Raw genomic sequence first — 23237 nt, forward strand, 5'->3', positions numbered from 1 at the left:
GAAACCATGGAAACAAACTTTTCACTCGATAGGAAACGCCCCCTTATCATCTCCGGCCCGTGCAGCGCGGAGACGGAACAGCAAACCCTCGACACCTGCACCCGGCTGGCCGCCACCGGACTGGTGGACGTCCTGCGGGCCGGCATCTGGAAACCCCGCACACGGCCCGGCACGTTCGAGGGCATCGGTCTGGTGGGCCTGTCGTGGATGGCCAGGGCCAAGGAGCTGACCGGACTGCCGTTCGGCGTGGAGGTGGCCAATGCCAAACACGTGGAGAGCGCGCTCGAATTCGGCGCAGACATGGTCTGGATCGGGGCCCGGACCACGGGCAACCCCTTCAGCGTGCAGGAGGTGGCCGACGCCCTGCGCGGCTCGCAGGTGACGGTGCTGGTCAAGAACCCGATGAATCCCGACCTCGACCTGTGGGCAGGCGCCGTGGCCCGTCTGACCAACGTGGGAATTCCCCTGGAACGTATCGGACTGATCCACCGGGGCTTCTCCTATTTCGGACACAGCGAGTACCGCAACGCCCCCATGTGGCATCTGGCCATCGAGATGCGCAGCCGGTTTCCGGAAATGATGATGATCTGCGATCCGTCGCACATCTGCGGCAGCCGCCCCCGCCTGCTGGAAGTGTCGCAGAAGGCGGCCGACCTGCGGTTCGACGGACTGATCGTGGAGAGCCATATCTGCCCGGACAAGGCCTGGAGCGACGCCTCGCAGCAACTCACCCCGTCCGATTTCGAGACCATGATCCGCAGCATCAACTGGCGGGCCGACAGCACCGACAATCCCGAATTCGTGAAGGCGCTCTCCGGACTGCGCGACCAGATCGACCAGATCGACTCGGAGGTGTTCGACCTGCTGAGCAGGCGGATGAAGGTGGCCGAAAAGATCGGCGAAGTGAAAAAGGAGAACAATGTGGCCATCCTGCAGGGAGGCCGCTGGTCGAGCATCGTGGAAAAGGTGACGGCACAGGCACCCAAGCTGGGACTGAGCGAAGAGTTCCTGAAAACGGTGCTGGAAGCGATCCACATCGAGAGCATCAACCGTCAGAATGACGTGATGAACAAATACAAATAAACGTTTCCGTGAGGCTCCCCACCATCGGTCAATACGTCGAAAGCGTCGCCCAGCCCTTCGGACTGTTCCGCACGCTGAGGGGATACGAGGCGGAACGCGACATGTTCGGCGAAGTCCGTATCCGCGCAGGCAACAACGCGGCCGTATTCCGGCTCGAAGGAGCGGACGGCCCGCTGGCCCTCAAATGCTACATCAAGCAGGGGCGCTTCACGAAAGAGATCTACGACTACATCCGGTCGCACCCGTCGCCGCTTCTGGCCGGAGGTGCGCGCCGGTTGTGCGACGAACTGTTCGTCTACGACCACTGCGAACGGGGCCGCTATTACGACGTAACGGTCGCCGAATGGGTGGAGGGCGAGAGCCTCGACCGGATGATCCGCTCGGCCGCCCTGCGGGAGGACCGCGACCGGCTGCAGGCACTGGCCGGGGGATTCGACAGGCTGGCCCTCGGTCTCCTCGCACAGGAATGGGCCCACGGCGATCTGAAACCGGAAAATATCGTCGTCCGTGAAGACGGGACGCAGGTTCTCGTCGATTACGACGCCATGTTCATCCCGCCGCTGGCCGGCGAGCAAACACAGGAAGTGGGAACGCTCAACTACCAGCATCCCCTGCGCGACACCTCGATGTACGACAAACATATCGACGATTATTCCATCGTGCTGATCTCGACCAGTCTTCACGCGCTGGCGCTCGATCCGGGGCTCTACCTGCGGTTCAACGACTCGGACAATATCCTGCTCTCGCCGGCCGAGACGGTCGCGGGCAGAAGCGCCGCCTACGACGAAATCGTGGAAACGGCCCTGCGGGCCGGCCGCCATGCCCTGGTGAACATGGCCCGGACACTGACCTCACCCGTTCCGGTCATCGACCGCGTGGCGCTCCTGCTGCACGATCTGGCACAGACTGCCTGCAGGCCCCGTATCGCGCCCGAGGAAACGTGCCTGTTCGAACGGAACGGGAAATGGGGTTATGCCGGTCCCGACGGCAGGACCGTGATCGAGCCGATCTACGAAGATGCGGCGGAGTTCAGCGAAGGATTGGCATCCGTCCGGCTGGAGGGCCGCTGGAGTTTCATCGACGTCTCGGGCCGTGTGGAGATCGACTGCGGCCGGTACGAACGTGTCCAGTCGTTCCATGAAGGCCGCGCCGCCGTCAGACGGAACGGCGCATGGGGTTACATAGACATCCGGGGCGAGGAGGTGATCGCCCCCGGATTCGAGATCGCAGGCGCCATGCGGGAAGGGGCGGCCGTAGTGAAACAGGGCGGCCTGTACGGATACATCGACCGCGACGGCCGCTGGATCATCACGCCCCGGTTCGAATATGCCGTCAGTTTCCGGAACGGGACGGCCCGGGTACAGAAAGAGACAAAAACATACCAAATAGACAAATCAGGCCGTACGCTATACGTTATTGCATAAAAAGCGTTATCTTTAAGGTGTAAAAAAACTGTCTGTCTTTATGTATTCTGCGAGGATAACCCGGCTTAATCCCACGGCATTTATCATACTGATCGACCAGTCCGGTTCGATGGAGGAGCGGGTCCTGTTCAATGCCACACGAATGACCAAAGCCGACTCCGTGGCACTGGTAACCAACCGGCTCATCAGCGAGCTCATTCTGCGTTCCTGCCGGGAAGACGGCGTAAGGGACTATTTCGACATCGCCGTGATCGGCTACTGCGGCGACAGGGCCACCTCCCTGCTCGGCGAGAAGGGACAGTTCGTCCGCCCGTCGCAACTGGTGCAGATGGACTGCCCCAAACGGAAAATCACCCGGGAAAGAATACTGCCCGGAGGAGAGAGCGTCATCACCACGCTGGAACAGAAATACTGGATCAGTCCCCAGGCCGGCGGCAGCACTCCGATGTACGCGGCCCTGCTCTCCGCCTACGATCTGGCCGGACGCTGGTGCCGCCGGGCCCACAACCGCCATTCCTATCCGCTCACCATCTTCAACATCACGGACGGAGAGGCTTCCGACGGCGATCCGGAACAGCTGCAGGAGATCGCCGAGAAGATCAGGGCCCTGCGTACGGACGACGGCAACGTCCTGCTGCTCAACATCCATATCTCCTCCCACGAGGGCACTTCCCCGGTCATCTTCCCCGCCTCCCCGGAGGAGTTGCCGCAGGACCGGTATGCACGGCTGCTCTACGACATGTCCAGCACGATGCCCGCCGCCTACAACGAAACCATTTTCCAGATACGCGACAACCCGACCGATCCACCGTTCCGCGGCATGAGTTACAACACCTCGATCACCGACCTGATCGCCATGATGAACATCGGATCGCTCAGCGTAAACCTAATCCAGTAATCCCATGCCGACGAACCTGACCAACTATCTGGAGAGCATCCTCAACCCCAGGGGATGTTTCAGAACACTGGACGGAATTTTCGCCCGGTGCGGCGAAAACGGCGAACCTCTTTTCTCCTCGGCGGAATATACCGTCAAATTCGAAACGGAATGGCAGAACCGCAGGTACCGGCTCATCTGTTTCCTGCAAGAATCGCAGTCATTGCTCAACCGGGTGCGGGCGCTGGTTTCCAATCCGGTAATACAGCAATGTCCCTACCTGGCGCCGACCCGCTACCTCGACCGGGAGATGCTGGTGTTCGACGACATGGGACACGCCGCCTACCACGACGTCGTACTGCAGGAGGCGGACGAAGGCATCAGGCTGGACAAGGTGCTGCTCGAATGCAGCATGAAGAACGATGCGGAAACTCCCGGCAAACTGCTCCGCGCCCTGTACGACCTCTCCTGCTGGATGCACGGCCACGGAATCGTACACAACAACATCCGGCTCGTCAACGTACAGGTACTGAGAGGAGAGACCCTGCGGCTCATCAATTTCGAATCCGCACAGGCCGTCAGCGACGACAGGAAGGAACATACGACAGATCCCTATGCCATCGACAACCTGGCCCTGGCGAATCTGGCCATCGTACTCTATCTCGCCTCCTGCAATCCGCGTCTTTACGGTCAGCTCCGACATACCATCCTGCATCGTTTGCACGACCTGCGCAAAATCCTGCCCGAACTGTGCCGGAGAGCCGAAAGCATGGGACACGAAGCCCTGTTCGAACTGACCTGCACCATTCGGAACAACAACGGGAAACTGAAAGGACGGGAACGTCTGAATTCGCTGCTCAAAAGGCTGATCGACCACGGTCCCGTGCAGGACGAGCAACTGCGGGAGATATTGCTCTCTCCGCTCGACAAGGGTAAAGCTCCGCAGCGTGATCTCGCTTTCCGCCCGATCGCGCCGAAACAGGAGGGTGTAGGAGAGGGCTTCCCGGCCTATGACTGGAAAAGCGGCGTATACGACACGCTGGTGAGGGTGGAGCACCGGGGCAAATATTTCTATACGGACCGCAACGGCAAACGGGCCATCGACCGGGAATACGATTTCGCATACGACTTTTACGAAGGCCGGGCCGTGGTCGTAGTCGGGGACAATTACGCTCTGATCGACCGGGAGGGCACGCCGGTCATCCCCTTCATCTGCGAAGATCTGGAATGGGACCCCTTCACGGGCACGGCCAAAGTGATGATCGACGGGAAATGGGGTCTGTTCGACCGTAGCGGACAACCGCTCGTCCCGATGAAATACGACTGGATGGGCGGTTCGGGCGACGGGCTGATCGTGGCCCGGATCGGCGAACAGTACGGCTATATCCGCAAGGACGGCAGCGAAGGTATCCCGTTCATCTACGAAGACGCCTTCAGTTTCGAAAAGGGGAAGGCGCTCGTGGAGCTGAACGGAGAGCAGTTCAGCATAGACACGGAAGGACACCGCATCTGACCCGGGAAAATCCGGCAGACGAACGGCATCCCACCACCGATCAGAGGCCCGGAGTTCATCCGGGCTTTTATTCGTTCCGGCCTGTCCGGAACGGCCGCAAAACGGTCCCGCATATCTTGGCGACCGCTTATCCGCAACCGGCCCGGCAAAACGGGGAGGGACCGGAATTCAGTTCCGGTCCCTCCCCGTTCACTTCACGGCTCCGCCGCTACCGAATCCGGTCGAGCGATTTGACCAGCGTCTCGTCGTGGATAATTCCCCTCATGGCCATATAGGCAAGAACGATTCCGATCAGCGGGAAGACATCGACCAGCGTATAGCTCACGGAATGGATTTCGAAACCGGCCACGCTGCGCCATGCCCGGAAAATATAGTAGCATACGAATATCTGTACACCGACCAGCAGCACGATCTCCACCACGCACAGACGCATCTGGAGCCAGCGCCGTTTGTAAAGGAAGATATTGACAAGGGGCAGGACGGCGGCCAGCACGAGCAGCACCCCCATATAGACGGTCGAAGCCACATAGGGCGAAACGGCCCCGGGCCCGGCAGGCTCCCCGAGGCTTTTCACCCCGAAAGCCATGAGGCGGAACTCTTCGGTCCCTCCCAGGAAGCGGGCCAGCGGGGTAAAGAGCATGGCCGCTATCAGCGCCGTCAGCACGAACAGGTAAATGGTCTGAATACGTTGTATCATAAGCGTCTATTCTTTTTTGTTTTCGATTCGCTCGTCGATCAGGTAACGGTTGCGGTCGGAGGAGCCGCGGCCGATCAGTTCGCCCAAAAATCCGGCCAGAAAGAGCTGTACGCCCAGAATGACCGCGACGATGGCGATGTAGAAGAGCGGCTGGTCGGTCACCCCGCGCACGGCCAGACCGTGGGCCTGTTTCCAGAGTTTTTCCGCGATCAGCCACACGGTCGTGGCTCCGCCCACCAGAAACATCAGCGTTCCCATGCCTCCGAACAGGTACATCGGGCTCTTGCCGAACCGGGACATGAACATCACGGTAATCAGGTCGAGATACCCTTTTATCATGCGCTCCCAGCCGAATTTCGACACACCGTACTTGCGGGCCCGGTGGTGTACCACCTTCTCGCCGATGCGGCTGAAACCGGCCTGTTTGGCCAGCACGGGAATAAAACGGTGCATCTCGCCGTAGACCTCGATGCTCTTGACCACCTTGTTGCGGTAGGCTTTCAGACCGCAGTTGAAATCATGGAGCCGGATACCGGTCGCAAAGCGGGCGGTAGCATTGAAGAATTTGCTGGGAATAGTCTTGCCCAGCGGATCGTAGCGTTTTTTCTTCCAGCCGGAAACCAGATCGTATCCCTCTTCGGCCACCATGCGGTAAAGCTCCGGGATCTCGTCCGGCGAATCCTGCAGATCGGCGTCCATCGTGATGACCACACGTCCGCGGGCAGCCTCGAAACCGCTGTACAGGGCAGCCGATTTCCCGTAATTGCGCAGGAAGCGGATCGCCCGCACCGAGGGATTGCGGCGGGCCAGATCGGACACCACGTCCCACGAACCGTCGCGGCTGCCGTCGTCCACGAAGATCACCTCATAGACGAAACGGTTCCCGTCCATCACCCGCTCGATCCACGCCAGCAGTTCGGGCAGGGACTCCTCCTCGTTGTAGAGGGGAACGACCACCGATATGTCAATCGTACTATTCTCCATTTCTCGTCAGGGTACCCTCCGGGCGTTTGATGAAAACCGAGGCCACGAGACCGATAAAGACCCCGTACACCACGATATTGAACAACGTGCTGAAAATGATGACCAGCGGACTGTTCATCACCGTCCGGATCATCTCCTCCCCGCCTTTCGGCAGGGCCGTTCCCATACCGGCGGTCACCGCACCCAGATATTCGTCGATATAGTTCGCATAATAGTCGGCGATCACCCAGCGGTAGGTGACGAAATTGCCCACCCCGGCGATAAATCCGGCGAAAAGCATCATCGAGGCGATGAAGGCAAGGCTCTGCCCGTAGCTGAACCCCCGCTCCCCGTAACGGACCGCCCGCCGCTGGCCGAAGACATAGACCGAAACGGCAATCGCCGCAAAATTGAACGTACTGATCGCCCACGGAGCCCGTTCATAGAGCCCGAGCAGGCCGGCGGCCACCGAAAACAGCGCGATCGCCACCCCGAGCGAGGCCCCTCCGGCCGCCGCATCCCTCCAATGTGATTTCGTATAATTCTCCATCGTTTCGTTTTACCATTTCAGTTCGCCCTTCCCCTCCCGCAGGATTTCGGGCTCGTCCCCGGTCAGGTCCACCAACGTCGTGGGCCGGTTGTCGCCGTACCCTCCGTCGACCACCAGATCGACCAGCGCACCGTAACGCTCGTGGATCAGCTCCGGATCGGTCGTGTATTCCACCACCCGGTCGTCGTCCTTGACCGAAGCGGTCAGCATCGGGCATCCCAGCTCCGCCACGAGGGCCCTTGCGATCGGATTGGCCGGAATGCGCACCCCGATATTCTTCCGCCGCTCCAGCACCTTGTCGGGCACTTTCGACGAGGCTTTCAGAACGAACGTAAAAGGCGCCGGCAAATTGCGCTTGAGTAGCTTGAACGCGGCGTTGTCCACCCGGGCGTAATCGGCGATGTGGCTCAGATCGTCGCACACCATGGCCAGTTCGGTCTCCTTTTTGCCCCTGATCTGCTTGATACGCTCCAGCGCCCGGGGACTGCGGATCGAACACCCGAAGGCATAGACGCTGTCCGTAGGGTAGATGACCACCCCGCCCCGCGCGAGCACTTCGGCCACCCGGGCCACCTGCTTCTCGTTGGGATTTTCGGGATATATCTTGACGATCATGGGCGAAAACTTAAATGACGGGGATAAAGTTACAAAAATTCCGCAATTCCGGAAAAAGGGCAATAAAAAATGGGTAAGCTACTTACATCGCACCGCTACGACCGCCTACCCTTGCTGCCTTCCGGCCCTGGGGGATTCAGCAGGAGCTGGTCGTGTAAGACTTACCCGGCACAAAGTTAAACAAAATTCATATCTTTGCAAATCTACGACGAATTATATTTTGAAGACGAAAGACGAAATGAAACTGGCCACGCGCATCTTCCGCATCTCGGTCGCGGTGTGCCTCGCGGCGGTGGCCGCCTCCACGGCCGCCTTCTACCTGAGCCAGCGGGGGAGCGCCGTCGTGCACGACACCGATCTCTACCTCCCCACGGGAGCGGACTATGCCACCCTGCTCGACTCGCTGGGACGCAGCGGCGAGAAAATCCGGCAAATGCCCAAATTCCGCAACCACGCTCTGCTGGCCGGGCTCCATAAGGGAGTGCATCCGGGCCGTTACCGGCTGAAGGAGGGCATGAGTTACGGAGAGGTCATCGCCATGCTCAGGCAGGGGCATCAGACGCCGGTGCGGGTCACGTTCAACAACATCCGGACCCTGCCCCAGCTGGCAGGCGCCGTCGCCCGGCAGCTGGAACCCGACTCGGCCTCCCTGGCGGCACTTTTCACCTCCGACTCCGCAGCTGCGGCCTACGGATTCGCACCTGCGGAATTCCTGGGAATGTTCGTACCGAACACCTACGAATTCTACTGGAATACGTCGCCCGCCGGATTCCTCGCACGCATGAAAAAAGAGTACGACCGTTTCTGGGACCGGGAAAGGAGAGCGCTGCTCGACTCGGTGGGCCTGAGCCGCACGGAAGCCGTCACGCTCGCCTCGATCGTGTACGAAGAGACCAAGATGAGCGACGAGATGCCCACGGTGGCGGGAGTCTACATGAACCGTCTCCGGATCGGGATGCCCCTCCAGGCCGACCCCACGGTGAAATTCGCGGTCGGAGATTTCACCCTGCGCCGGATTCTGAACCGCCACCTCACGGTGGACTCCCCTTACAACACCTACAAACACACGGGACTGCCTCCCGGCCCGATCTGCATGCCCTCGATCCGCGCCGTGGATGCCGTACTGAATTACAGACACCACAAATACCTCTATTTCTGTGCGAAACCCGACTTTTCGGGCTATCACGTATTTTCCGCCACGCTGGCCGGCCACAACCGGAACGCACAAGCCTACGCACGGGCGCTCAACGAGGCGAAAATCTACCGGTAAACGAACGAAAGAGCCCCGGACGCATCCGGAGCTCTTTCATTTCATAAGAATCGGGGCACACGTGCCGGTTCATTTCCAATACCGGACCACGAGCCATCCGGCCAGCACCTGCAACAACATACCCGGCCAGCTGATGAGCAGGTCGGCCCACGACGTCTCCCAACCGAACATCAATCCTCCTTCGGTGAGGAAACAGAACGCCTGGCAAAACAGCACCAGCAGGACGATCGCAGGCAGGGTAAAAGCCCTGTGCGTCTCTTTCCAGAGACCGAAAACCAGCGCGATAACCGCCGATTTGGCCAACACGGCCCCCAGCATCATGCCGGACGGCATGCCGAACAGCAACGTGCTGACCAGAGGCGAGGCTACCGCCGTCAGCAGGGCACATCCCACGCCGAAACGTACCGCAGCCACCAGCGTGAACAGCATGATGGGCAGCAGGGCTTTCCCGCCCCACGGAACGAGATGGCACAACTGGGGAAAAAGAACGTTGGCGGCCACGAACAGGGCACTCCACAGATAAACGGCAGGCTGACCCAGAGTCAGCGTCTTAACATTCGCATTCATAATCACTTACATTCTATGTAAAACCCGTTGATTATTGAAGACAAAGATAAGTTTTTGCGTCAAAAAATCAAACGGCACACTAAAATAAGGCGTAAATCAGTTTTAATGGTAGCCGAATCTCTTTTTTTATCGTATATTTGCACGATACAACATATCGTTCAACCGTATTCAATTACCCTTAAAACTGAAAACACCATGTTAGCAGCCATGTTGCCGTTAGGCGTTATAGGTCCCTGGCAGATCGTCGTGATCGTCCTTCTGGTAGTCCTTCTCTTCGGCGGACGCAAGATTCCCGAACTGATGCGCGGAATGGGCCGGGGCATGAAAGAGTTCAAGGACGCCCTCAACAAGGATTACACCGCCGAGGACGAGAACCAGAAAAAGACGACTTCGGACAAGGACGGCGCCGCACAATAGTACGGAAACCGAAAATTCAGACGGCCCATGTCCGAGAAAATGAAAAAGTCATCCGATGAGATGACTTTTTTCGAACATATCGACGCCCTGCGTCCCCATCTGGTGCGGGGGGTCATGGCATTGCTGGTCATGATGGTGGTCGCCTTCCTGGCCAAGAAGTTCATCATCGACCTGGTGCTGATGGGACCCCAGTCGCCGGATTTCCCCACGAACAGGTTCCTGTGCCACATGTCCCACCTGCTGATGGGAGACGACACGCTGTGCATCAACCAGATCAAGTTCAACATGGTGAACACGGCGCTCTCGGGACAGTTCAACCTGCACATGCAGGTAGCGTTCGTCGCGGCCATCGTGGTGGCGGTTCCCTATCTTCTGTGGGAGATATGGCGTTTCGTACTGCCGGCCCTCACGCCGCGGGAGCGCCACAAAAGCCGCATGTTCGTACTTTACGTCTCGCTCTGTTTCTTCACGGGACTGCTGTTCGGCTACTACATCATCACTCCCCTTTCGATCAACTTCTTCTCGACCTACCAGGCGAGCACCGAAATCACGAACATGATCGACGTGAAGAGCTACCTCTCCACCGTACTGCACGTTTCGCTGGCCTGCGCGATCGTCTTCCAGCTGCCGCTGCTGGTCTATTTCCTGACGAAAATGGGGCTCATCACGACCGCTTTCCTCAAACGCTACCGCCGCCACGCGATCGTGCTGCTCACCGTCGTTTCGGCCGTCATCACGCCGCCCGACCTGTTCAGTCTGGTACTGGTGGTCATTCCCCTCTACGCACTCTATGAACTCAGCATTCATTTGGCCGCACGGGTGGAGCGCAAAATGGCCCGGGAAGAGGAACAGGAGAGCGGAGGGACGGACGACACGCCCGACAACGATCCGGATACCCCCGAAAGTTCCGCTCCGGCGGCAGCGGCCGTAACCCGGGGAAACGGGGAGCCTTCACCCGCAGAAGAGACGCATCCGGAAGGTGCGGAAGCGCAACCGGAAACAGAAAACGCACCGCAGGCCCCGGTCGCTCCGGCCGAGCCCAAAATCCCCGAAGACGATTACCGGTACATTTCGTTCGAAGAAGACGACGAAGAGGAAGACCCGGACACCATCTACCGGTAGCCGTTCCCGATGATTTTCCGAAACAGAAAAATTCCCCTGCCGCAGACAGTGCGGCAGGGGAATTTCACAACGGAGACAGAACGTACGACGGAAAGGGAAGCATCATCCGCAACTCGTTCCTTTTCTCTCCCGAAATCTCCGGGACAGGCTTTCCCATCTTCCGAAAACAGAATCAGAACGAGAGCACGGCTCCGGCCATCACATTGATTCCCATGGAACGGTAATGGTCGAACAGATAGAGCTTGCTGCATGCCAGATTGTGTCCCGCCAGAAAGACCCGCACCATACGGCTGACCTTGAGCTGCGCTTCCAGATTGACATCCACCACGGGCGAAAGTCTGACCGTTTCGTAGTCCCAGACGGTCGCGTCCTCCTTCAAATAAGGCATTTCGTAACAGTAGCGGCGGCCGGACAGTTCGGCTCCGGCCCGGATCGTGAACTTGTCGCGGTAATCGTAGCGCAGATTCAGCGAAACATCGAAATCGGGACGGTCGCCGGCCTTGTCCAGGTTTTTCAGCGTATAACCGTAATAATGGGCGGCAGCCTCGAGCGAAAAACTGCCCGAAACGCGTCCGTCCAGTTCGGCCCCGACCGTAAAACGGGTGGCGTTGTCGGTCAGATAACCGAACGTTGCATCGGGCAGATAGGCGAAAAAGTTGAGTTTGCGGAAGAATGTCACCCCCGCATAGGCCTTGTAGGAGAACGATGAGGAAAAACTTCCCGTGATACCGGCCCGGCCGTTGTACTCGGCCGTATTGGGCATCACGAGACCGGCCGCTGCGAAAGGATTCTGCAACGAGGTGCTGCGGTAACCGTTGTTCTGCAAACGGCCGTCCACCTCCACGAAAGGCACGAAATAGCCGCTCGTCACGTCGAACGTGATGCGGAAATCGGGAAAGAACCAGTTGTCCTGCGTCCCGCCGTCATAGACGTAATCGACGCCCAGCATGAACTTGAAACGCTCCAGGTCGATCCCGTAACGGATGCCTGCCGAAGCGATCCGGTCCGTATAGTCGAGCTTGTCGTTCCCCCAGTAGCCGTCGAACCCGCCTTTCAGCATGAACGTGTGGACACCGAACTTACGGCCCAATTCCGCCACGGCCTGCAGCCCCGTCTCTTCATAGTCGTACCGGTCGGTCATGTAATACCCCTCCAGTCCGATGCGGAAATTGAGCCGCGAAAGGTCCTTGAAATCGTTTCCCAACTCGACCCGCGCACGGGGCGTCGAATAGTGCTGGCGGGTGACATCCGGGAAACGGGTATTCACCCCCTCTGCCGGAGCGTCCGCAGCCAGCTGCGGCATGATCCCGTAGCGGGAAACCAGCCGGTAGTCGTAACCCACTTCGCCCCGGACCGCCGTACGCCCCCAGGCGTGCATTCCGTACGCCCCCACACGGTTCGAAGTACCCGTGGCAGGCTCCTTGCGGCCCGCATCGCCCTCGATGTCGGCATATTGTCCGTAGTGATTGACATAGACTCCGCCTCCTCCCTGGCGGCTGTCCCAATGGCCGTAGAAGTCCAGCAGGCTCTGCAAGGGATAACCCACCCCGGCCTTCAGAAAGAACGGAGCCGACGGACGGTAGGCGGCGGTACTGAGCCTCACCGGATTGATGGCCGGAACGCCGAAACCGGTATGCCACACCGACGGACGGATCGAGTAGCCGATCTCCGGACGCAGCGACACGGTGTCGGTCATGCGGGGCACGATACCGAGTTTCACGGCCTTCCCCACGTCGGGCACATACTCCTTGTTGACCTCCACCTGTTTGTTCAGTTCGCCCTCCTGGGCCATGGCCGATCCCGCTCCGCCGCACAGGTGGAGACAGACTCCGGCCGCGATCACCCCTACTATCCGGTTCATATCGTCTTGCTTTCTTTTTTTCAGTTCTGTTTTTTCATCCGGCCGCTCTTCCCGCGGCACACGCATTCTATTTCAGTGCCTTGATCCGCTCGCGGGCAGCCTCCACGATACCGTCGTCGGCAGGAGAATACCCCTCCACGATGCTCTGGTACGTGGCCCGTGCCTGGAAGGCATCGCCGGCCTTGGCATAGATGTCCCCCAAAAGCAGGAAAGCCCTGGCCACCCAGTAGGTGTGGGGGGAGTTCTGTTCGGAAAAGGCGAAAATCCGCTTCTCGGCCTCTGCCGTATCGCCCGCATCATAGAGCGACTCGATCACCCGGTAGGTCGCCTCGGCCCCTTCGGCCGTACGGCTCTCTCCGGCGAGCATTCCGTAAAGTTCCAGGGCTTCGCTCCTCTTCCCCTCCTTCTCCAACACGGACGCCTTGAGGTAACGGGCCCGGCGCGTCACATCCGCGTCGGCATAGGGCGATTCGAGCACCCGGTCGGCAGCGGCCAGCGTCTCCGCCGCATCACCCTGCGCCTCCACAGCGTTCAGATAGCCGCCCAGCGCTCCGGCCACCGTGGTCGGATTCGTAGCCGCACGGCTCAGTTTCAGATAAGCGTCCGCCGAGGTGGGATACTCCTTCTCCTCGAAACTCAGCGTAGCCAGCTTTTCGAGACCGCGCACCGTAAAATCGTTGAAATAGAGCGAAGACAGCTCTTCGAGCGTACCGATCGCCCCGGCACGGTTGTTCTCCCGGAGCAGACTCTCGCTCAGGTAGTAGAGGGCATTGGGCCGGTAGGTCCCGCGCGGATAGTTTTTCAGATAAGCGTTCAGTGCTTCCGAAGAACGGGCGGCATCGCCCGTGAGATAGATGCGCTCGGCGCTCACATAGGCCAGCGAATCGCGGCGGCGGGCTGTCAGATCGGTCTCGATGCCCGTTTTTTTCGCAAAGTCGAAATAGGCATCCACGTCGTTCTGATCCACGTAGATACCCCGGATGGCCAGCAGGGCGTCCTTGGCCTGCGGCGACGAGGGGGCTTTCTCCACCACCGTCTTGTAGTATTTCAGCGCCTGCGCGTTATCCCCCAGATTCTGGTAAACGAGCCCCAGGTCGGAGAGGGCGGCCGTATAATGGGTCCCGGCAGGATATTTGGCGATGTAGCGCTTGAGCTGGGCGGCTCCGTCCGCAAACCGCTCCCCGGCGATGTAGGTACGGGCCAGTTCGTACATGGCATCGTCCACATAGTCGCCCTCGCCCGCCGAGATGATCTCCTGCAGGGTTTCGATCTTCCGCTGGGGACGGTTCACCAGCCCGAGCGCGACGGCCCGCTGGAACTGGGCATAGAAACGCTCGTCGGTCGCCAGCCGGATCGCCCGGTCGTAGGCTTCGATCGCTTTCCAGTAGGAACGCTCGGCATACAGGATGTCTCCCTCGCGGTTGTAGGTGTCGGCCCGGTAACGGTCGCCGGTCTTGTAGCGTCCGAGGAACTTGTCGAACCATTCGCGGGCCTCGTCCCAGCGCTCCAGGTTGAAATAGCAATACCCCAGATTGTAATGCGCCAGCACATTCTCCGGCTCGGATGCTGGCGACAGGCGGATATAACTGCGGTAGAGCGGAATGGCCTTCTCCCATTCGCCCTTCCGGCACAGGATTTCGGCCTTCCAGAACGAGGTGAGCGCCGTGTATTTCGGATTGAAACGGTTCTCCGTCGAAAGGTCGAGCAGGCGGTCGGCATTGTCCAGGTCGCCGGCATTGAAGAACTCCAGTCCCCGGAAATAGGCGATCTTCTGATAGGCCGTCCGGATGTTGTTGTCCGGGTCGGGAATACGGCTGATCGCCTCCCAGGCGGCCTCGTAATTGCGGGAATTGTAATAGGCAGCGATCAGATACTCCTGCACCTGGTCGCGGCGGGGCGAATCGGGATATTCCTTCAGATAGCGGGTCAGCACGTTGATCGCCTCGTTGAAGACGCCGCCGCCCAACTCATACTGCAGTTTGCCGTAATTGAACAGCGCATCCTCCCGGATCGCCTCGTCCCACTCCCCGGACGAGGCCACCAGAAACGAGTGCATGGCACGAGGCTTGTCGCCCAACCTCAGATAACAGTCGGCCAGATGGTAGCTGGCGTTCTGCGCCAACCGGTCGTCGGCCGCACAGACGGGAGCCAGCTCCTTCGCCGCCTCGGCGAAATACCCCTCCATATAGTCGGAAAACCCTTTCAGATAGAGCTCCTGCCGCTTCATCTCCCCGCCCAACTCCCGGTAACGGTCGAGATAGGAGATCGTCCGGGCATAGTCCCCCTTGTGGAACCACGCTTCGGCCAGCAGGCGGGCCGCCTCTTTCGCCCGGGCATCGGTCGTCCCCTGCATCAGGGCGTCGCCGTGAACCGTGACATAGTCGTAATCGTTCTGCAGAAAAGCGATCTGCAGGAGGTAATAAGGGATCACCTTCGCATAGGCTTCATCCGACTGCAACTTCTGAAACCCCTCCCTGGCGGCATTGTAATTCTCCTTGATATAGTCGATGTACGAAAGATGGTAAAGGGCATGGCGGCCGTACTCACCGGCGGCATCCACCTGCCGGAAACAGGGATAAGCCTTGTCGTACTCCTCCTGCATGAACAGCGTGTGCCCCAGTTTGAACTGGTATTCGTCCTGCTCCTCCCTGGGCAATTCGAAGGGATTGACGGCCAGCAACGCGTCCCGCGCCGCACTCCACTCCCCCTTCGCATAGCTGAGCGAAGCCGAAGCGAAGCGCACGTCGTTGTTGTAGATCGAGTTGGGATACTCCTGCAGGAAGGCGGCCAGCAACGCAGGAGCGGTCTCCTGCTCCAGTTCGGCGGCACACATGGCATCGTAATAGCGCAGCTTCATGGCCAGACGCGCGTCGGCTTTCCCCGTCAGGGGCAGGGCCCGGGCGAACTCGGCCTGCGCGGCACCGAACTTGCGGGCCCGGTAGAGCTCCACTCCCCTGCGGTAATGGGCTTCGGGCCCCTCCGTCTGTGCGGATACGGACCCCGTTATGAGGAACAGGGAGGCGGCCAGCGCCCCGAAGAGAATCTTTCGCATAATCGGACTGTTTTTCCCGGACAAATTTATAAAAATTTATCGGACTTTCGGGAATGATTCTTGCACAATCCCTTTCCGGCCACAAAATACGCCGGATATGGAAACGATCGCACTCGAATGGAGGGGCGGAACGGGATTCGAACTGCAGGAGACGCCCCCTGCCCGTACGCTGGGAGCCAGACACCTGATGCTTCTGGCACTGGGAAAGTGTTCGGCCTCCACGGCCCTCGCCCTGATGGGGCGGATGAGGCTCCACATCACCCGTCTGCGGCTCGAAGTGTCGGGCCGCCTGTCGGACGACGCACGGCGGGAGACCGCCGTGTTCCTCTCGTTCCACCAGGTTTTCCGGATCGAATGCACTGAGCGGGAGGAGGCCGGACGGATCGCCCGGGCAGTCGAGCTCGCACTCTCCCGCTACTGCGGCGTGTCGCTGATGCTGGAGATGATCGCACCGCTCTCCTACGAACTGTACGTCAACCGGGAGGCTCTCGTCCCGGAAGAGGCCGGGGCATAGACTAAGGGAAAGGTTCGCCCGCCGCACGGCGGTACTGGGCGATCGACACCTTCTGGTTGAAGTTGGCCGTCACCGCATTGGTATAGAGCTGTATCCACGAAAGCTGGGCCGACAGGACATCCAGAATCGTCAACTGCCCCTCGTTGTAACTGAACGTACTCAGGTCGAGATTCTGCCGGGCTATGTCGAGGCTGCGGAGCGAGGCGGACACCTGCACCGTACTCTCCTCGATCCCCGTCCACGCGTCGCGGACCTCCTGCACGATCCGGTCCTTCGTCTCCAGAGCGGCATATTCGCTCGAGCGGACGGCGGCCCGCCGGGCCGCCACGGCATGCCTCCGCTCGCCCCAGGCGAAGATCGGAACGCTCAGCCTCAGGAAAGCCAGCCCGTCGAGTTCCGTGGCACCCCGGAAATTGGGCGACGTATTGCGCCAGACGCCGCTGACCCCGAGCGAAAGCCGGGGATTGTAGGGTGCCGCGGCCAGTTTCATCCCGTAGGTCTCGTAACCGACCCGGAGCAGGGCGGCCCGGTAATCGGGCCTGCGGTCCAAAATACGGGCCGGTTCCACTCTCGGAGGAACGAGCACCCCGGTCAGAATGTCGTTGGCCAGTTTCACCTCCCGGTCGGCAGGCGCGCCCATCAGCAGATTGAAATTGTGGAGAGCCACCCGGTACCCCTTCTCGGTATTGACCGCCTGGTATTCCGCCTCGCTCAGGCGCGATTCGATCATCAGCAGGTCGGTCCTGGCGATATACCCGTCCTCGAAACGGATCGCAATCACTCTTTTCAGCTCCCGGATAATCTCCACATATTGCAGGGTGGCCTTGTGCAGCTCCTGCGCGGCGGCCAGGTTCCAGTAGGCATAGTCGGCTGCGTAGACCACGTCCAGCAGCGTGAACCGGCGGTCGAGAGCCGACATTTCGTAGGCGGTCTGCGCCTGCCGGAAAGCATTGCGCACGCCGCCTCCGCCGTAGACTGTCTGGATCACCTCCGGCTGCAAGGCAAAGGAGTAGGGGTGCAGCCACTCGAGACCGGAAGGGCCCGTCGCCCAGCGGTCCCTGAAATTGACCGAGAAATCGCCCGAGGCATCCAGCCGGGGCAGAAAGGCCTTTTTCCGGCCCAGAGCCTCCTGCCAGGCGGTCTGCACGGTCTGGTCGGATATTTTGAGCCGGTAGCTGTACGCCACCACGGCATCGCGGTACTCCTCGATCCGCAGGGACGGCTGGGACCGGACCGGAAGTGCCGCCGAAACGGCCGCAAGCAGAAAAACGAATGCTCGTATCATGATCTGAAGTCGGTTTTGTCGGGTTTTACGCCGAAGAAAACGGAATAGGTGACGGGCAGTACCAACACCGTGAGGAACGTGGCCACGAAAAGTCCCCCCATGATGGTCGCCGCCATGCCTCCGAACATCGAATCGAAGAGCAGGGGCAGCATGCCGAGGATCGTGGTGCCCGAAGCCATCGCCACGGGGACTACGCGCGACCGGGTCGCCGACAGGAGTGCTTCGTAAGGTCTCTTTCCGCTGCGGTTCTCGATACCGATCCGGTCGACCAGCACGATGGCGTTCTTGATGTTCATGCCGACCAGTCCGAGCACTCCGAGCAGGGCGAAAAAGTCGAACATCCGGCCCGTGACGAGCAGTCCCGCCACCACGCCGATAAAGATCAGGGGCACCATCAGCAGGATGACAAACGGTTTCTTGAACCCGCCGAAAAGGAGCAGCAGCGCGGTGAAAATCAGCAGGAAGGTGAGGGGCATGTTGGCGGCCAGCGCACGGTTCGACTGTTCCTGGCTCTCCTCCTCGCCGAACACCTTGAGCGAATATCCCTCGGGGAGCTCCACCTTTTCCCGGATCGAAGCGAGCAGCTGGCCGAACACCTCTTTCGTGTTGGCTCCCCGCACCGGATCGCACTGGGCCATCATCACCCGGCGGCGGTTGTAGCGCTTCACCACGCCGAAATCGTACCCGAAATCGAAACGGTCCACCACCTGCTCCAGCGGCACGACCCGTCCTCCGGGCGTGTAGAGCGGAAGAGTGCGCAGATTGCTCAGATCGTAGTTTCCCAGACGCTCGTCCTTCATCAGGACCGGCATGAAACGGTCGCCCTCGCGGAACTCCCCCAACCGGTATCCCGTGGAGGCAAGGGTGAGCTGCCGGGCCATCGCCTGGCGCGATATGCCCATACGGAGCCCCTTGACCTGCGAATAGACCGGCGTCCAGACCGGAATCTTGTTGCCCCAGCTGTTTCGCACGGAGGTGGTCAGCGGATGTTCGGACATGATCTGCCGGGCCTGTCCCGTGAGGGCGACCAGCGTGTCGATATTCTCCCCGACGAAACCGATTTCGATGGCGGCTTCCACGGCGGGCGAGAGTTTGAAGAGCGAGGAACGCACCAGGATGTCGGGATAGCACTCCCGCACGTAACGGTCGAACCGCTCCTCGACCACGGCCGTGGAGTCTTTCGAATGGAGTTCGACCAGGATGTTGGCAAAATTGGGCCGGGGACCGAACGAACTGCTGGCCAGATAGTAGCGCGGAGGCGAACTGCCCATCGTGACCGAAACGTGCTTCACGGCCGGCTGGCGCCGGAGCCACGACTCGATCCGGGCCATGTTGCGTTCCACGTCACGGATATTGTAGCCGTCGGGCAGAAAGCAGTCGGCCCGGAAATAGGGCTTGTCCAGGTTGGGGAAGAAATTCTGCGGCATCGCCCCCATGACCGCCAGCGAAGCGGCGAAAAGAAGCGCCACGCACCCGAGTGTCAGCCACCGGCGGCGGATCAGTCCGGCCAGCAGACGGTCGAATCCCCGGTAGAAACGGTTGGCATAGGGGTCTTTCCGGACGGCGCTCCCGTTCTTCAGGATATAGCTGCCGAACAGGGGGGTCTGCGAAAGGGCCAGCACCCAGCTCAGCACCAGCGAAACGGCCAGCACCACGAACAGCGGCCTGACGATCTCGGCCACGGACGAGGGTGCCAGATAGAGCGGCAAAAAGGAGCAGACGGCGATGAACGTAGCCCCGAACAGGCCCCACTGCGGGCCGGTCGCCCCGCCGATGAGGGCGTCGCGCCGCGGAACACCCTGCAACATCGCCTTCTGGGCATTGTCCGTCACCACGATGGCATTGTCCACGAGCATACCCATGGCGATGATGAATCCCGCCAGCGAGGTACGGTTGAGCCCCTCGCCGATGAACTGCATGACCAGCAGCGTCCCCCCGATCGAGAAGATCAGCGACGACCCGATCAGCAGGCCGGCCCGGAATCCCATGACGGCCATGATGATAAGGATCACGATGGCCACCGACTCCAGCAGATTCGCAATGAAGACGTTGTTCGCCTCGCGGGCGATCCGGTTCTCGGGATAGAGCGTCGTCAGGTCGATCCCCACGGGAATCTGCGGGAGCAGAGCCCGAAGGCGGGCCTCGATCTCCCCGCCCGTCTTCACCACGTCCCTGTCCGAAGCGGTGGATATACCGATACCGATCCCCTTTCGGCCGTCGATCCGCATCAGGGACGACGGAGGCTCGGCGTATCCCCGTTCGACCCGGGCGATGTCGCGCAGACGGATCTGACGGCCCGAAGGCGTGGTCAGCAACTGGTCGGCGAGATCGCCGAGCGTCTTGTAGGTTCCGCTTTCGATCATCTTGATCTCCATCTGTCCGGCCAACTTCTCTCCGCTGGAAACCAGCGTGTTCTGCGACTGAAGAATCCGGATCACGTCGTCCGGTTTGAGGGCGAAGTTACTCAGGGCCGAAAGACTGACGAAGACATTGACCACGGGGCTCTGTTCGCCGAACAGGGTCACTTTCTGCACGCCGTCGACGGTCACCAGTTCCGTTTTGATCCGCTGGGCCCATTCACGCAGATTTTCGTAGTCGTATCCCTCTCCGGCCGAAAGGCCGTAATAGATGCCGTAAACATCCCCGAAGTCGTCCGAAACGCTGATTTCGGAAGCTCCGGAAGGGAGAAGCGGCTGTACGCCCAACACTTTGCGGCGCAGTTCGTCCCACATCTGGGGCATCTCGTCGGCCGGGGTGGAGGGAAGCAGTTCGATCATGATCTTCGAAAGGCCGTAATAGGAATCGGACGTGATCTTGTAGACCCGGCGCATGGACTGTATCTCGCGCTCGATCGGTTCGGTGACGAGCTCCTCCACTTCGCGCGGCGTGGCACCGGGATAGCGTGTCACGATGGCCGCACTCTTGATGACGAAGGGCGAATCCTCCTTCTTTCCGAGTTCTCCGAAAGCCACCACGCCCCCGACCAGCAGCACGGCCAGAAAGAACCACACGATCTTCGCGTTGTCGAGCGAATATTTAGGCAGGTTCGGCATGGGCTCAGTTCGTTTTCAGGATTTTCACCGTCTCCCCTTCCCGTATCTGGTAGACCCCCGCGGTCACCACCTCGTCGCCCGGGGAGAGCCCGCTGCGCACGATCACCCGGTCGGTGCCGAACAGTTCGCCCAGGATCACCTCCCGGCGCTCCGCCGTCCGGTCCGGCGTCACGATCCAGACACAGGGCCGGTCGCTCCCGTCGGGCGTGAAAACGGCCGTCACGGGGACGGAGGTTTCGGGCGCTTCGGCCGGATTGTCGATCCGCAGATTGACGGTACAGGACATGCCCGGCGTGATGACATAGAGGCTGTCGTTTCCGGCCAGACGCGGATCGTCGAGCACGAGGGAAACGGGCACGCCCGTCCCCTCCAGCGAAGTGGGCACATACTCCCTGAGCACGGCGGCGAACTCCACGCCCCGGTAATTGTCGAATTCGACAGTGAAATGCTTGTCCCTCTCCCGCAGCAGGGACAGTCCGCTCTCCGGCATCGTGAAACGCACCTTGCGCGTGACGGGCCGCACCAGCCTCACGACCGATTCGCCCGCCCCGACACGCTGGTAATTGTCCACGTACTGCTTCTCTACCACGCCGGGAAACGGAGCCCGCAGACGCGTGTCGTAGAGCAATCCCTCGGCATTCTCGTAAGCCGCCTTCGCCTCGGCATACTGTGTCCGGGCGATCTCGTAATCCTGCTGCGAAATGGCCTGCTGCTCCACGAGCCGCTTGCTGCGCTGCAACTGTGCCTGCGCCGTAACGTACGCGGAACGGGCCGACTCGACCGACAGCCGGAAATCGCGCGGATTGATCTCGGCGATCACATAGCCGGCCGGAATCCGTTTCCCCTCCTCGATATTGAGGGCCACGATCTGGCCGGAAACGGTGAAAGCCAGGTTGGTCGCCTGGTCGGCCACGGCCATGCCGGCGTAATCCTGGTTGATATACCCCATGGAGTGTACCCGGAAGACCTTCACGGGACGTACGACAGGAGCCCGTTCCACTTCTCGGGCACAGGAGACGGCAAGGACGAGCAGAAAAAGCAAAATCGGAGGACGCAGCATATCGGACATGATTCAGGATCGTTTCTTTCGGGGGAAAGAAGCGCCAACAATCATGCCAACGACAAGAAAAACAACCGTTTGAAATAACGGGAAGAGGCAGATATGTACCCCTTTAGGAGCGGAAGGCTACCGGAGCGGGAGATCGCGGCAGTTCCGCTTCTCCACGATCGTACCGCCCTCGAGCACCACGAGGCCCGCCCGGGCCCGGAGCAGGGTCTTGAGCGTCGTGCCGTCGATATTGTAACAGGGAACCCGTTCGGCACCCAGCCGGATCACGGAGGGCCCCTCCAGCGGTGCGGGCGTCACGCAAAGCACGCGCGCGCCCTCCTTCCGGGCCCGGGCGGCAGCCTGTTCCAGACCGAGCAGACAACGTCCCTTCACACGGGCAGGATCGGTGACACAGAGCAGCCAGACACGGCCCGGATCGTCCAGCACGTCGGAGGTCACGTCCTGCCGGGCGTCGAAAACGGCGAACTCCCGGACAGCCGGAACGCCCGCCTCCCCGGTGACGATCCGCGTATCGACATACTCCCAACGCACCGTATCGTACCACACGGTGTCGTTCAGGGTGAATTCGTGTTCGCTGCCGTCGAACCGGTCCCGGTAAACGAGTGTCGTCTCCGTATCCCCGCCTTCCGGAACCTGCATCGCCTGCGGGATATTCACTCCCACACGGAACGGCAGGAAATCGATCACGGGCAGGTGCAGCAGGGCATATCCCCCCACCCCGCACGAAAGGAGGAAAAACAGGACGAGCAGCACGACATCCCGTCTGCGGGTGCCCCGGCAGTTATCGCCCCGTCCGGCATGGATGCCGCCCAGCGACCGGACATAGACTGCCGCCGGATCGGCATACCCCCCTCCGGAACCTTTCCGCCCCCTTCGGGCCCACAGCCACACGGCGGCGCTCATCGGCCACAGGACGACGTTCTTCCAGAAGGTCTGCCAGTTGGTGAGTTTCACCGCATCGCCGAAACAGCCGCAGTCGGCCACCGGATCGGCCAGCGCGATCCAGAGGGTCAGCAGCGTGAACCCCGTCATGAACCAGAACGTACAGAAACCCACCGGACGCAGGCCTACCGCGAAAAGCAGGCCCAGGCCGAGGGTCATCTCCACGGCCGAAAGCAGCACGGAAAGCACGAACGTGACATCGCCCGCACCTCCCAGCCCGAAGGCGGAGAAATACTCGCCCAACTTGATGGCCGTCCCCCACGGGTCGGCACCCTTCACGAAACCGGAAAAGAGGAATACGGCCGCCAGGATGAGACGGAAGACAAGGATCGCAGGATTTTTTCGGCGGAGGGACATATCTTC

Annotated in this window: 19 protein-coding genes and 1 other RNA gene; 8 read left to right on the forward strand and 12 right to left on the reverse strand. The window is 60.5% G+C overall.

Annotated features, from left to right (window positions below):
- The first annotated feature begins 6 nt into the window (after positions 1–6).
- From INF32_RS06495 to INF32_RS06510, 4 genes are read left to right on the forward strand one after another with little or no spacing between them, the layout of a single operon-like run.
- Entirely contained in the window at positions 7–1083 is a 1077-nt protein-coding gene (locus INF32_RS06495) for a chorismate mutase (protein ID WP_226387547.1), read from the forward strand.
- 8 nt (positions 1084–1091) lie between these two features.
- Positions 1092–2507 (forward strand): WG repeat-containing protein, encoded by a 1416-nt coding sequence (locus INF32_RS12110; RefSeq protein WP_226387548.1) that lies wholly within the window; start codon positions 1092–1094, stop codon positions 2505–2507.
- 40 nt (positions 2508–2547) lie between these two features.
- Positions 2548–3405: a vWA domain-containing protein gene (locus INF32_RS06505; RefSeq protein ID WP_226387549.1), complete on the forward strand. Its 858-nt coding sequence runs from the start codon at positions 2548–2550 to the stop codon at positions 3403–3405.
- Positions 3406–3409: 4 nt separating this feature from the next.
- The gene (locus INF32_RS06510; protein WP_226387550.1) at positions 3410–4897 is read left to right on the forward strand and encodes a WG repeat-containing protein; all 1488 of its coding nucleotides are present in this window, start codon (positions 3410–3412) and stop codon (positions 4895–4897) included.
- A gap of 208 nt (positions 4898–5105) precedes the next feature.
- Here INF32_RS06510 and INF32_RS06515 read toward each other — a convergent pair whose 3' ends face one another.
- From INF32_RS06515 to ffs, 5 genes are all read right to left on the reverse strand, one after another.
- The gene (locus INF32_RS06515; protein WP_226387551.1) at positions 5106–5594 is read right to left on the reverse strand and encodes a DUF4293 domain-containing protein; all 489 of its coding nucleotides are present in this window, start codon (positions 5592–5594) and stop codon (positions 5106–5108) included.
- 6 nt (positions 5595–5600) lie between these two features.
- Positions 5601–6578 carry a glycosyltransferase family 2 protein gene (locus tag INF32_RS06520; RefSeq protein WP_226387552.1) on the reverse strand — a complete coding sequence of 326 codons (978 nt, stop codon included), beginning with the start codon at positions 6576–6578 and terminating at the stop codon, positions 5601–5603.
- Entirely contained in the window at positions 6568–7107 is a 540-nt protein-coding gene (locus INF32_RS06525; protein WP_226387553.1) for a DUF4199 domain-containing protein, read from the reverse strand. The genes INF32_RS06520 and INF32_RS06525 overlap by 11 nt, the downstream gene beginning before the upstream one ends.
- A 9-nt stretch (positions 7108–7116) precedes the next feature.
- Positions 7117–7722: an L-threonylcarbamoyladenylate synthase gene (locus INF32_RS06530; protein ID WP_226387554.1), complete on the reverse strand. Its 606-nt coding sequence runs from the start codon at positions 7720–7722 to the stop codon at positions 7117–7119.
- Between the two features lie 69 nt (positions 7723–7791).
- Positions 7792–7889, reverse strand: an RNA gene (gene ffs / locus INF32_RS06535) — signal recognition particle sRNA small type.
- 53 nt (positions 7890–7942) lie between these two features.
- Here ffs and mltG point away from each other — a divergent pair.
- Complete coding sequence (gene mltG, locus INF32_RS06540; protein ID WP_226387555.1) at positions 7943–8992, forward strand: endolytic transglycosylase MltG; 1050 nt, start codon at positions 7943–7945, stop codon at positions 8990–8992.
- Between the two features lie 69 nt (positions 8993–9061).
- Here mltG and INF32_RS06545 read toward each other — a convergent pair whose 3' ends face one another.
- The gene (locus INF32_RS06545; protein WP_226387556.1) at positions 9062–9559 is read right to left on the reverse strand and encodes an ECF transporter S component; all 498 of its coding nucleotides are present in this window, start codon (positions 9557–9559) and stop codon (positions 9062–9064) included.
- Positions 9560–9754: 195 nt separating this feature from the next.
- Between INF32_RS06545 and tatA the strand changes: the two genes are divergently transcribed.
- Entirely contained in the window at positions 9755–9976 is a 222-nt protein-coding gene (tatA, locus tag INF32_RS06550) for a twin-arginine translocase TatA/TatE family subunit (RefSeq protein ID WP_226387557.1), read from the forward strand.
- 60 nt (positions 9977–10036) lie between these two features.
- Positions 10037–11098, forward strand: a complete 1062-nt coding sequence (gene tatC / locus INF32_RS06555) for a twin-arginine translocase subunit TatC (protein ID WP_226387558.1) — start codon at positions 10037–10039, stop codon at positions 11096–11098.
- Between the two features lie 172 nt (positions 11099–11270).
- Here the strand turns inward: tatC and INF32_RS06560 are convergent, their stop codons facing one another.
- The gene (locus tag INF32_RS06560; protein ID WP_226387559.1) at positions 11271–12959 is read right to left on the reverse strand and encodes an autotransporter outer membrane beta-barrel domain-containing protein; all 1689 of its coding nucleotides are present in this window, start codon (positions 12957–12959) and stop codon (positions 11271–11273) included.
- A gap of 67 nt (positions 12960–13026) precedes the next feature.
- On the reverse strand, positions 13027–16011 hold the full coding sequence (locus INF32_RS06565; RefSeq protein ID WP_226387560.1) for a tetratricopeptide repeat protein: 2985 nt from the start codon (positions 16009–16011) through the stop codon (positions 13027–13029).
- Positions 16012–16108: 97 nt separating this feature from the next.
- Between INF32_RS06565 and INF32_RS06570 the strand changes: the two genes are divergently transcribed.
- Positions 16109–16525, forward strand: coding sequence for an OsmC family protein (locus INF32_RS06570; RefSeq protein WP_226387561.1), 417 nt, complete (start codon positions 16109–16111; stop codon positions 16523–16525).
- Between the two features lies 1 nt (position 16526).
- On the opposite strand, the gene INF32_RS06575 is transcribed toward INF32_RS06570, so the two are convergent.
- The 4 genes from INF32_RS06575 to INF32_RS06590 form a co-directional block, all read right to left on the reverse strand.
- Positions 16527–17810: a TolC family protein gene (locus INF32_RS06575; protein WP_226387562.1), complete on the reverse strand. Its 1284-nt coding sequence runs from the start codon at positions 17808–17810 to the stop codon at positions 16527–16529.
- Positions 17807–20863, reverse strand: coding sequence for an efflux RND transporter permease subunit (locus INF32_RS06580; protein ID WP_226387563.1), 3057 nt, complete (start codon positions 20861–20863; stop codon positions 17807–17809). Before INF32_RS06580 ends, INF32_RS06575 begins: the two co-directional genes overlap by 4 nt.
- Before the next feature lie 4 nt (positions 20864–20867).
- Positions 20868–21932 (reverse strand): efflux RND transporter periplasmic adaptor subunit, encoded by a 1065-nt coding sequence (locus tag INF32_RS06585; protein ID WP_226387564.1) that lies wholly within the window; start codon positions 21930–21932, stop codon positions 20868–20870.
- A 117-nt stretch (positions 21933–22049) separates the two neighbouring features.
- Positions 22050–23231: a DoxX family protein gene (locus INF32_RS06590; RefSeq protein ID WP_226387565.1), complete on the reverse strand. Its 1182-nt coding sequence runs from the start codon at positions 23229–23231 to the stop codon at positions 22050–22052.
- Between the last annotated feature and the right edge of the window lie 6 nt (positions 23232–23237).

Origin of the sequence: Gallalistipes aquisgranensis, assembly GCF_014982715.1 — a bacterium.
GTDB lineage: Bacteria > Bacteroidota > Bacteroidia > Bacteroidales > Rikenellaceae > Gallalistipes > Gallalistipes aquisgranensis.

Excerpts from the sequence above, each read along its gene's own strand:
- INF32_RS06495 (WP_226387547.1), top strand. The coding sequence starts at position 7 with ATGGAAACAAACTTTTCACTCGATAGGAAACGCCCCCTTATCATCTCC.
- INF32_RS06505 (WP_226387549.1), top strand. The coding sequence starts at position 2,548 with ATGTATTCTGCGAGGATAACCCGGCTTAATCCCACGGCATTTATCATA.
- INF32_RS06510 (WP_226387550.1), top strand. The coding sequence starts at position 3,410 with ATGCCGACGAACCTGACCAACTATCTGGAGAGCATCCTCAACCCCAGG.
- INF32_RS06515 (WP_226387551.1), bottom strand. The coding sequence starts at position 5,594 with ATGATACAACGTATTCAGACCATTTACCTGTTCGTGCTGACGGCGCTG.
- INF32_RS06520 (WP_226387552.1), bottom strand. The coding sequence starts at position 6,578 with ATGGAGAATAGTACGATTGACATATCGGTGGTCGTTCCCCTCTACAAC.
- INF32_RS06525 (WP_226387553.1), bottom strand. The coding sequence starts at position 7,107 with ATGGAGAATTATACGAAATCACATTGGAGGGATGCGGCGGCCGGAGGG.
- INF32_RS06530 (WP_226387554.1), bottom strand. The coding sequence starts at position 7,722 with ATGATCGTCAAGATATATCCCGAAAATCCCAACGAGAAGCAGGTGGCC.
- INF32_RS06545 (WP_226387556.1), bottom strand. The coding sequence starts at position 9,559 with ATGAATGCGAATGTTAAGACGCTGACTCTGGGTCAGCCTGCCGTTTAT.
- tatA (WP_226387557.1), top strand. The coding sequence starts at position 9,755 with ATGTTAGCAGCCATGTTGCCGTTAGGCGTTATAGGTCCCTGGCAGATC.
- tatC (WP_226387558.1), top strand. The coding sequence starts at position 10,037 with ATGACTTTTTTCGAACATATCGACGCCCTGCGTCCCCATCTGGTGCGG.
- INF32_RS06560 (WP_226387559.1), bottom strand. The coding sequence starts at position 12,959 with ATGAACCGGATAGTAGGGGTGATCGCGGCCGGAGTCTGTCTCCACCTG.
- INF32_RS06565 (WP_226387560.1), bottom strand. The coding sequence starts at position 16,011 with ATGCGAAAGATTCTCTTCGGGGCGCTGGCCGCCTCCCTGTTCCTCATA.
- INF32_RS06570 (WP_226387561.1), top strand. The coding sequence starts at position 16,109 with ATGGAAACGATCGCACTCGAATGGAGGGGCGGAACGGGATTCGAACTG.
- INF32_RS06575 (WP_226387562.1), bottom strand. The coding sequence starts at position 17,810 with ATGATACGAGCATTCGTTTTTCTGCTTGCGGCCGTTTCGGCGGCACTT.
- INF32_RS06580 (WP_226387563.1), bottom strand. The coding sequence starts at position 20,863 with ATGCCGAACCTGCCTAAATATTCGCTCGACAACGCGAAGATCGTGTGG.
- INF32_RS06585 (WP_226387564.1), bottom strand. The coding sequence starts at position 21,932 with ATGTCCGATATGCTGCGTCCTCCGATTTTGCTTTTTCTGCTCGTCCTT.
- INF32_RS06590 (WP_226387565.1), bottom strand. The coding sequence starts at position 23,231 with ATGTCCCTCCGCCGAAAAAATCCTGCGATCCTTGTCTTCCGTCTCATC.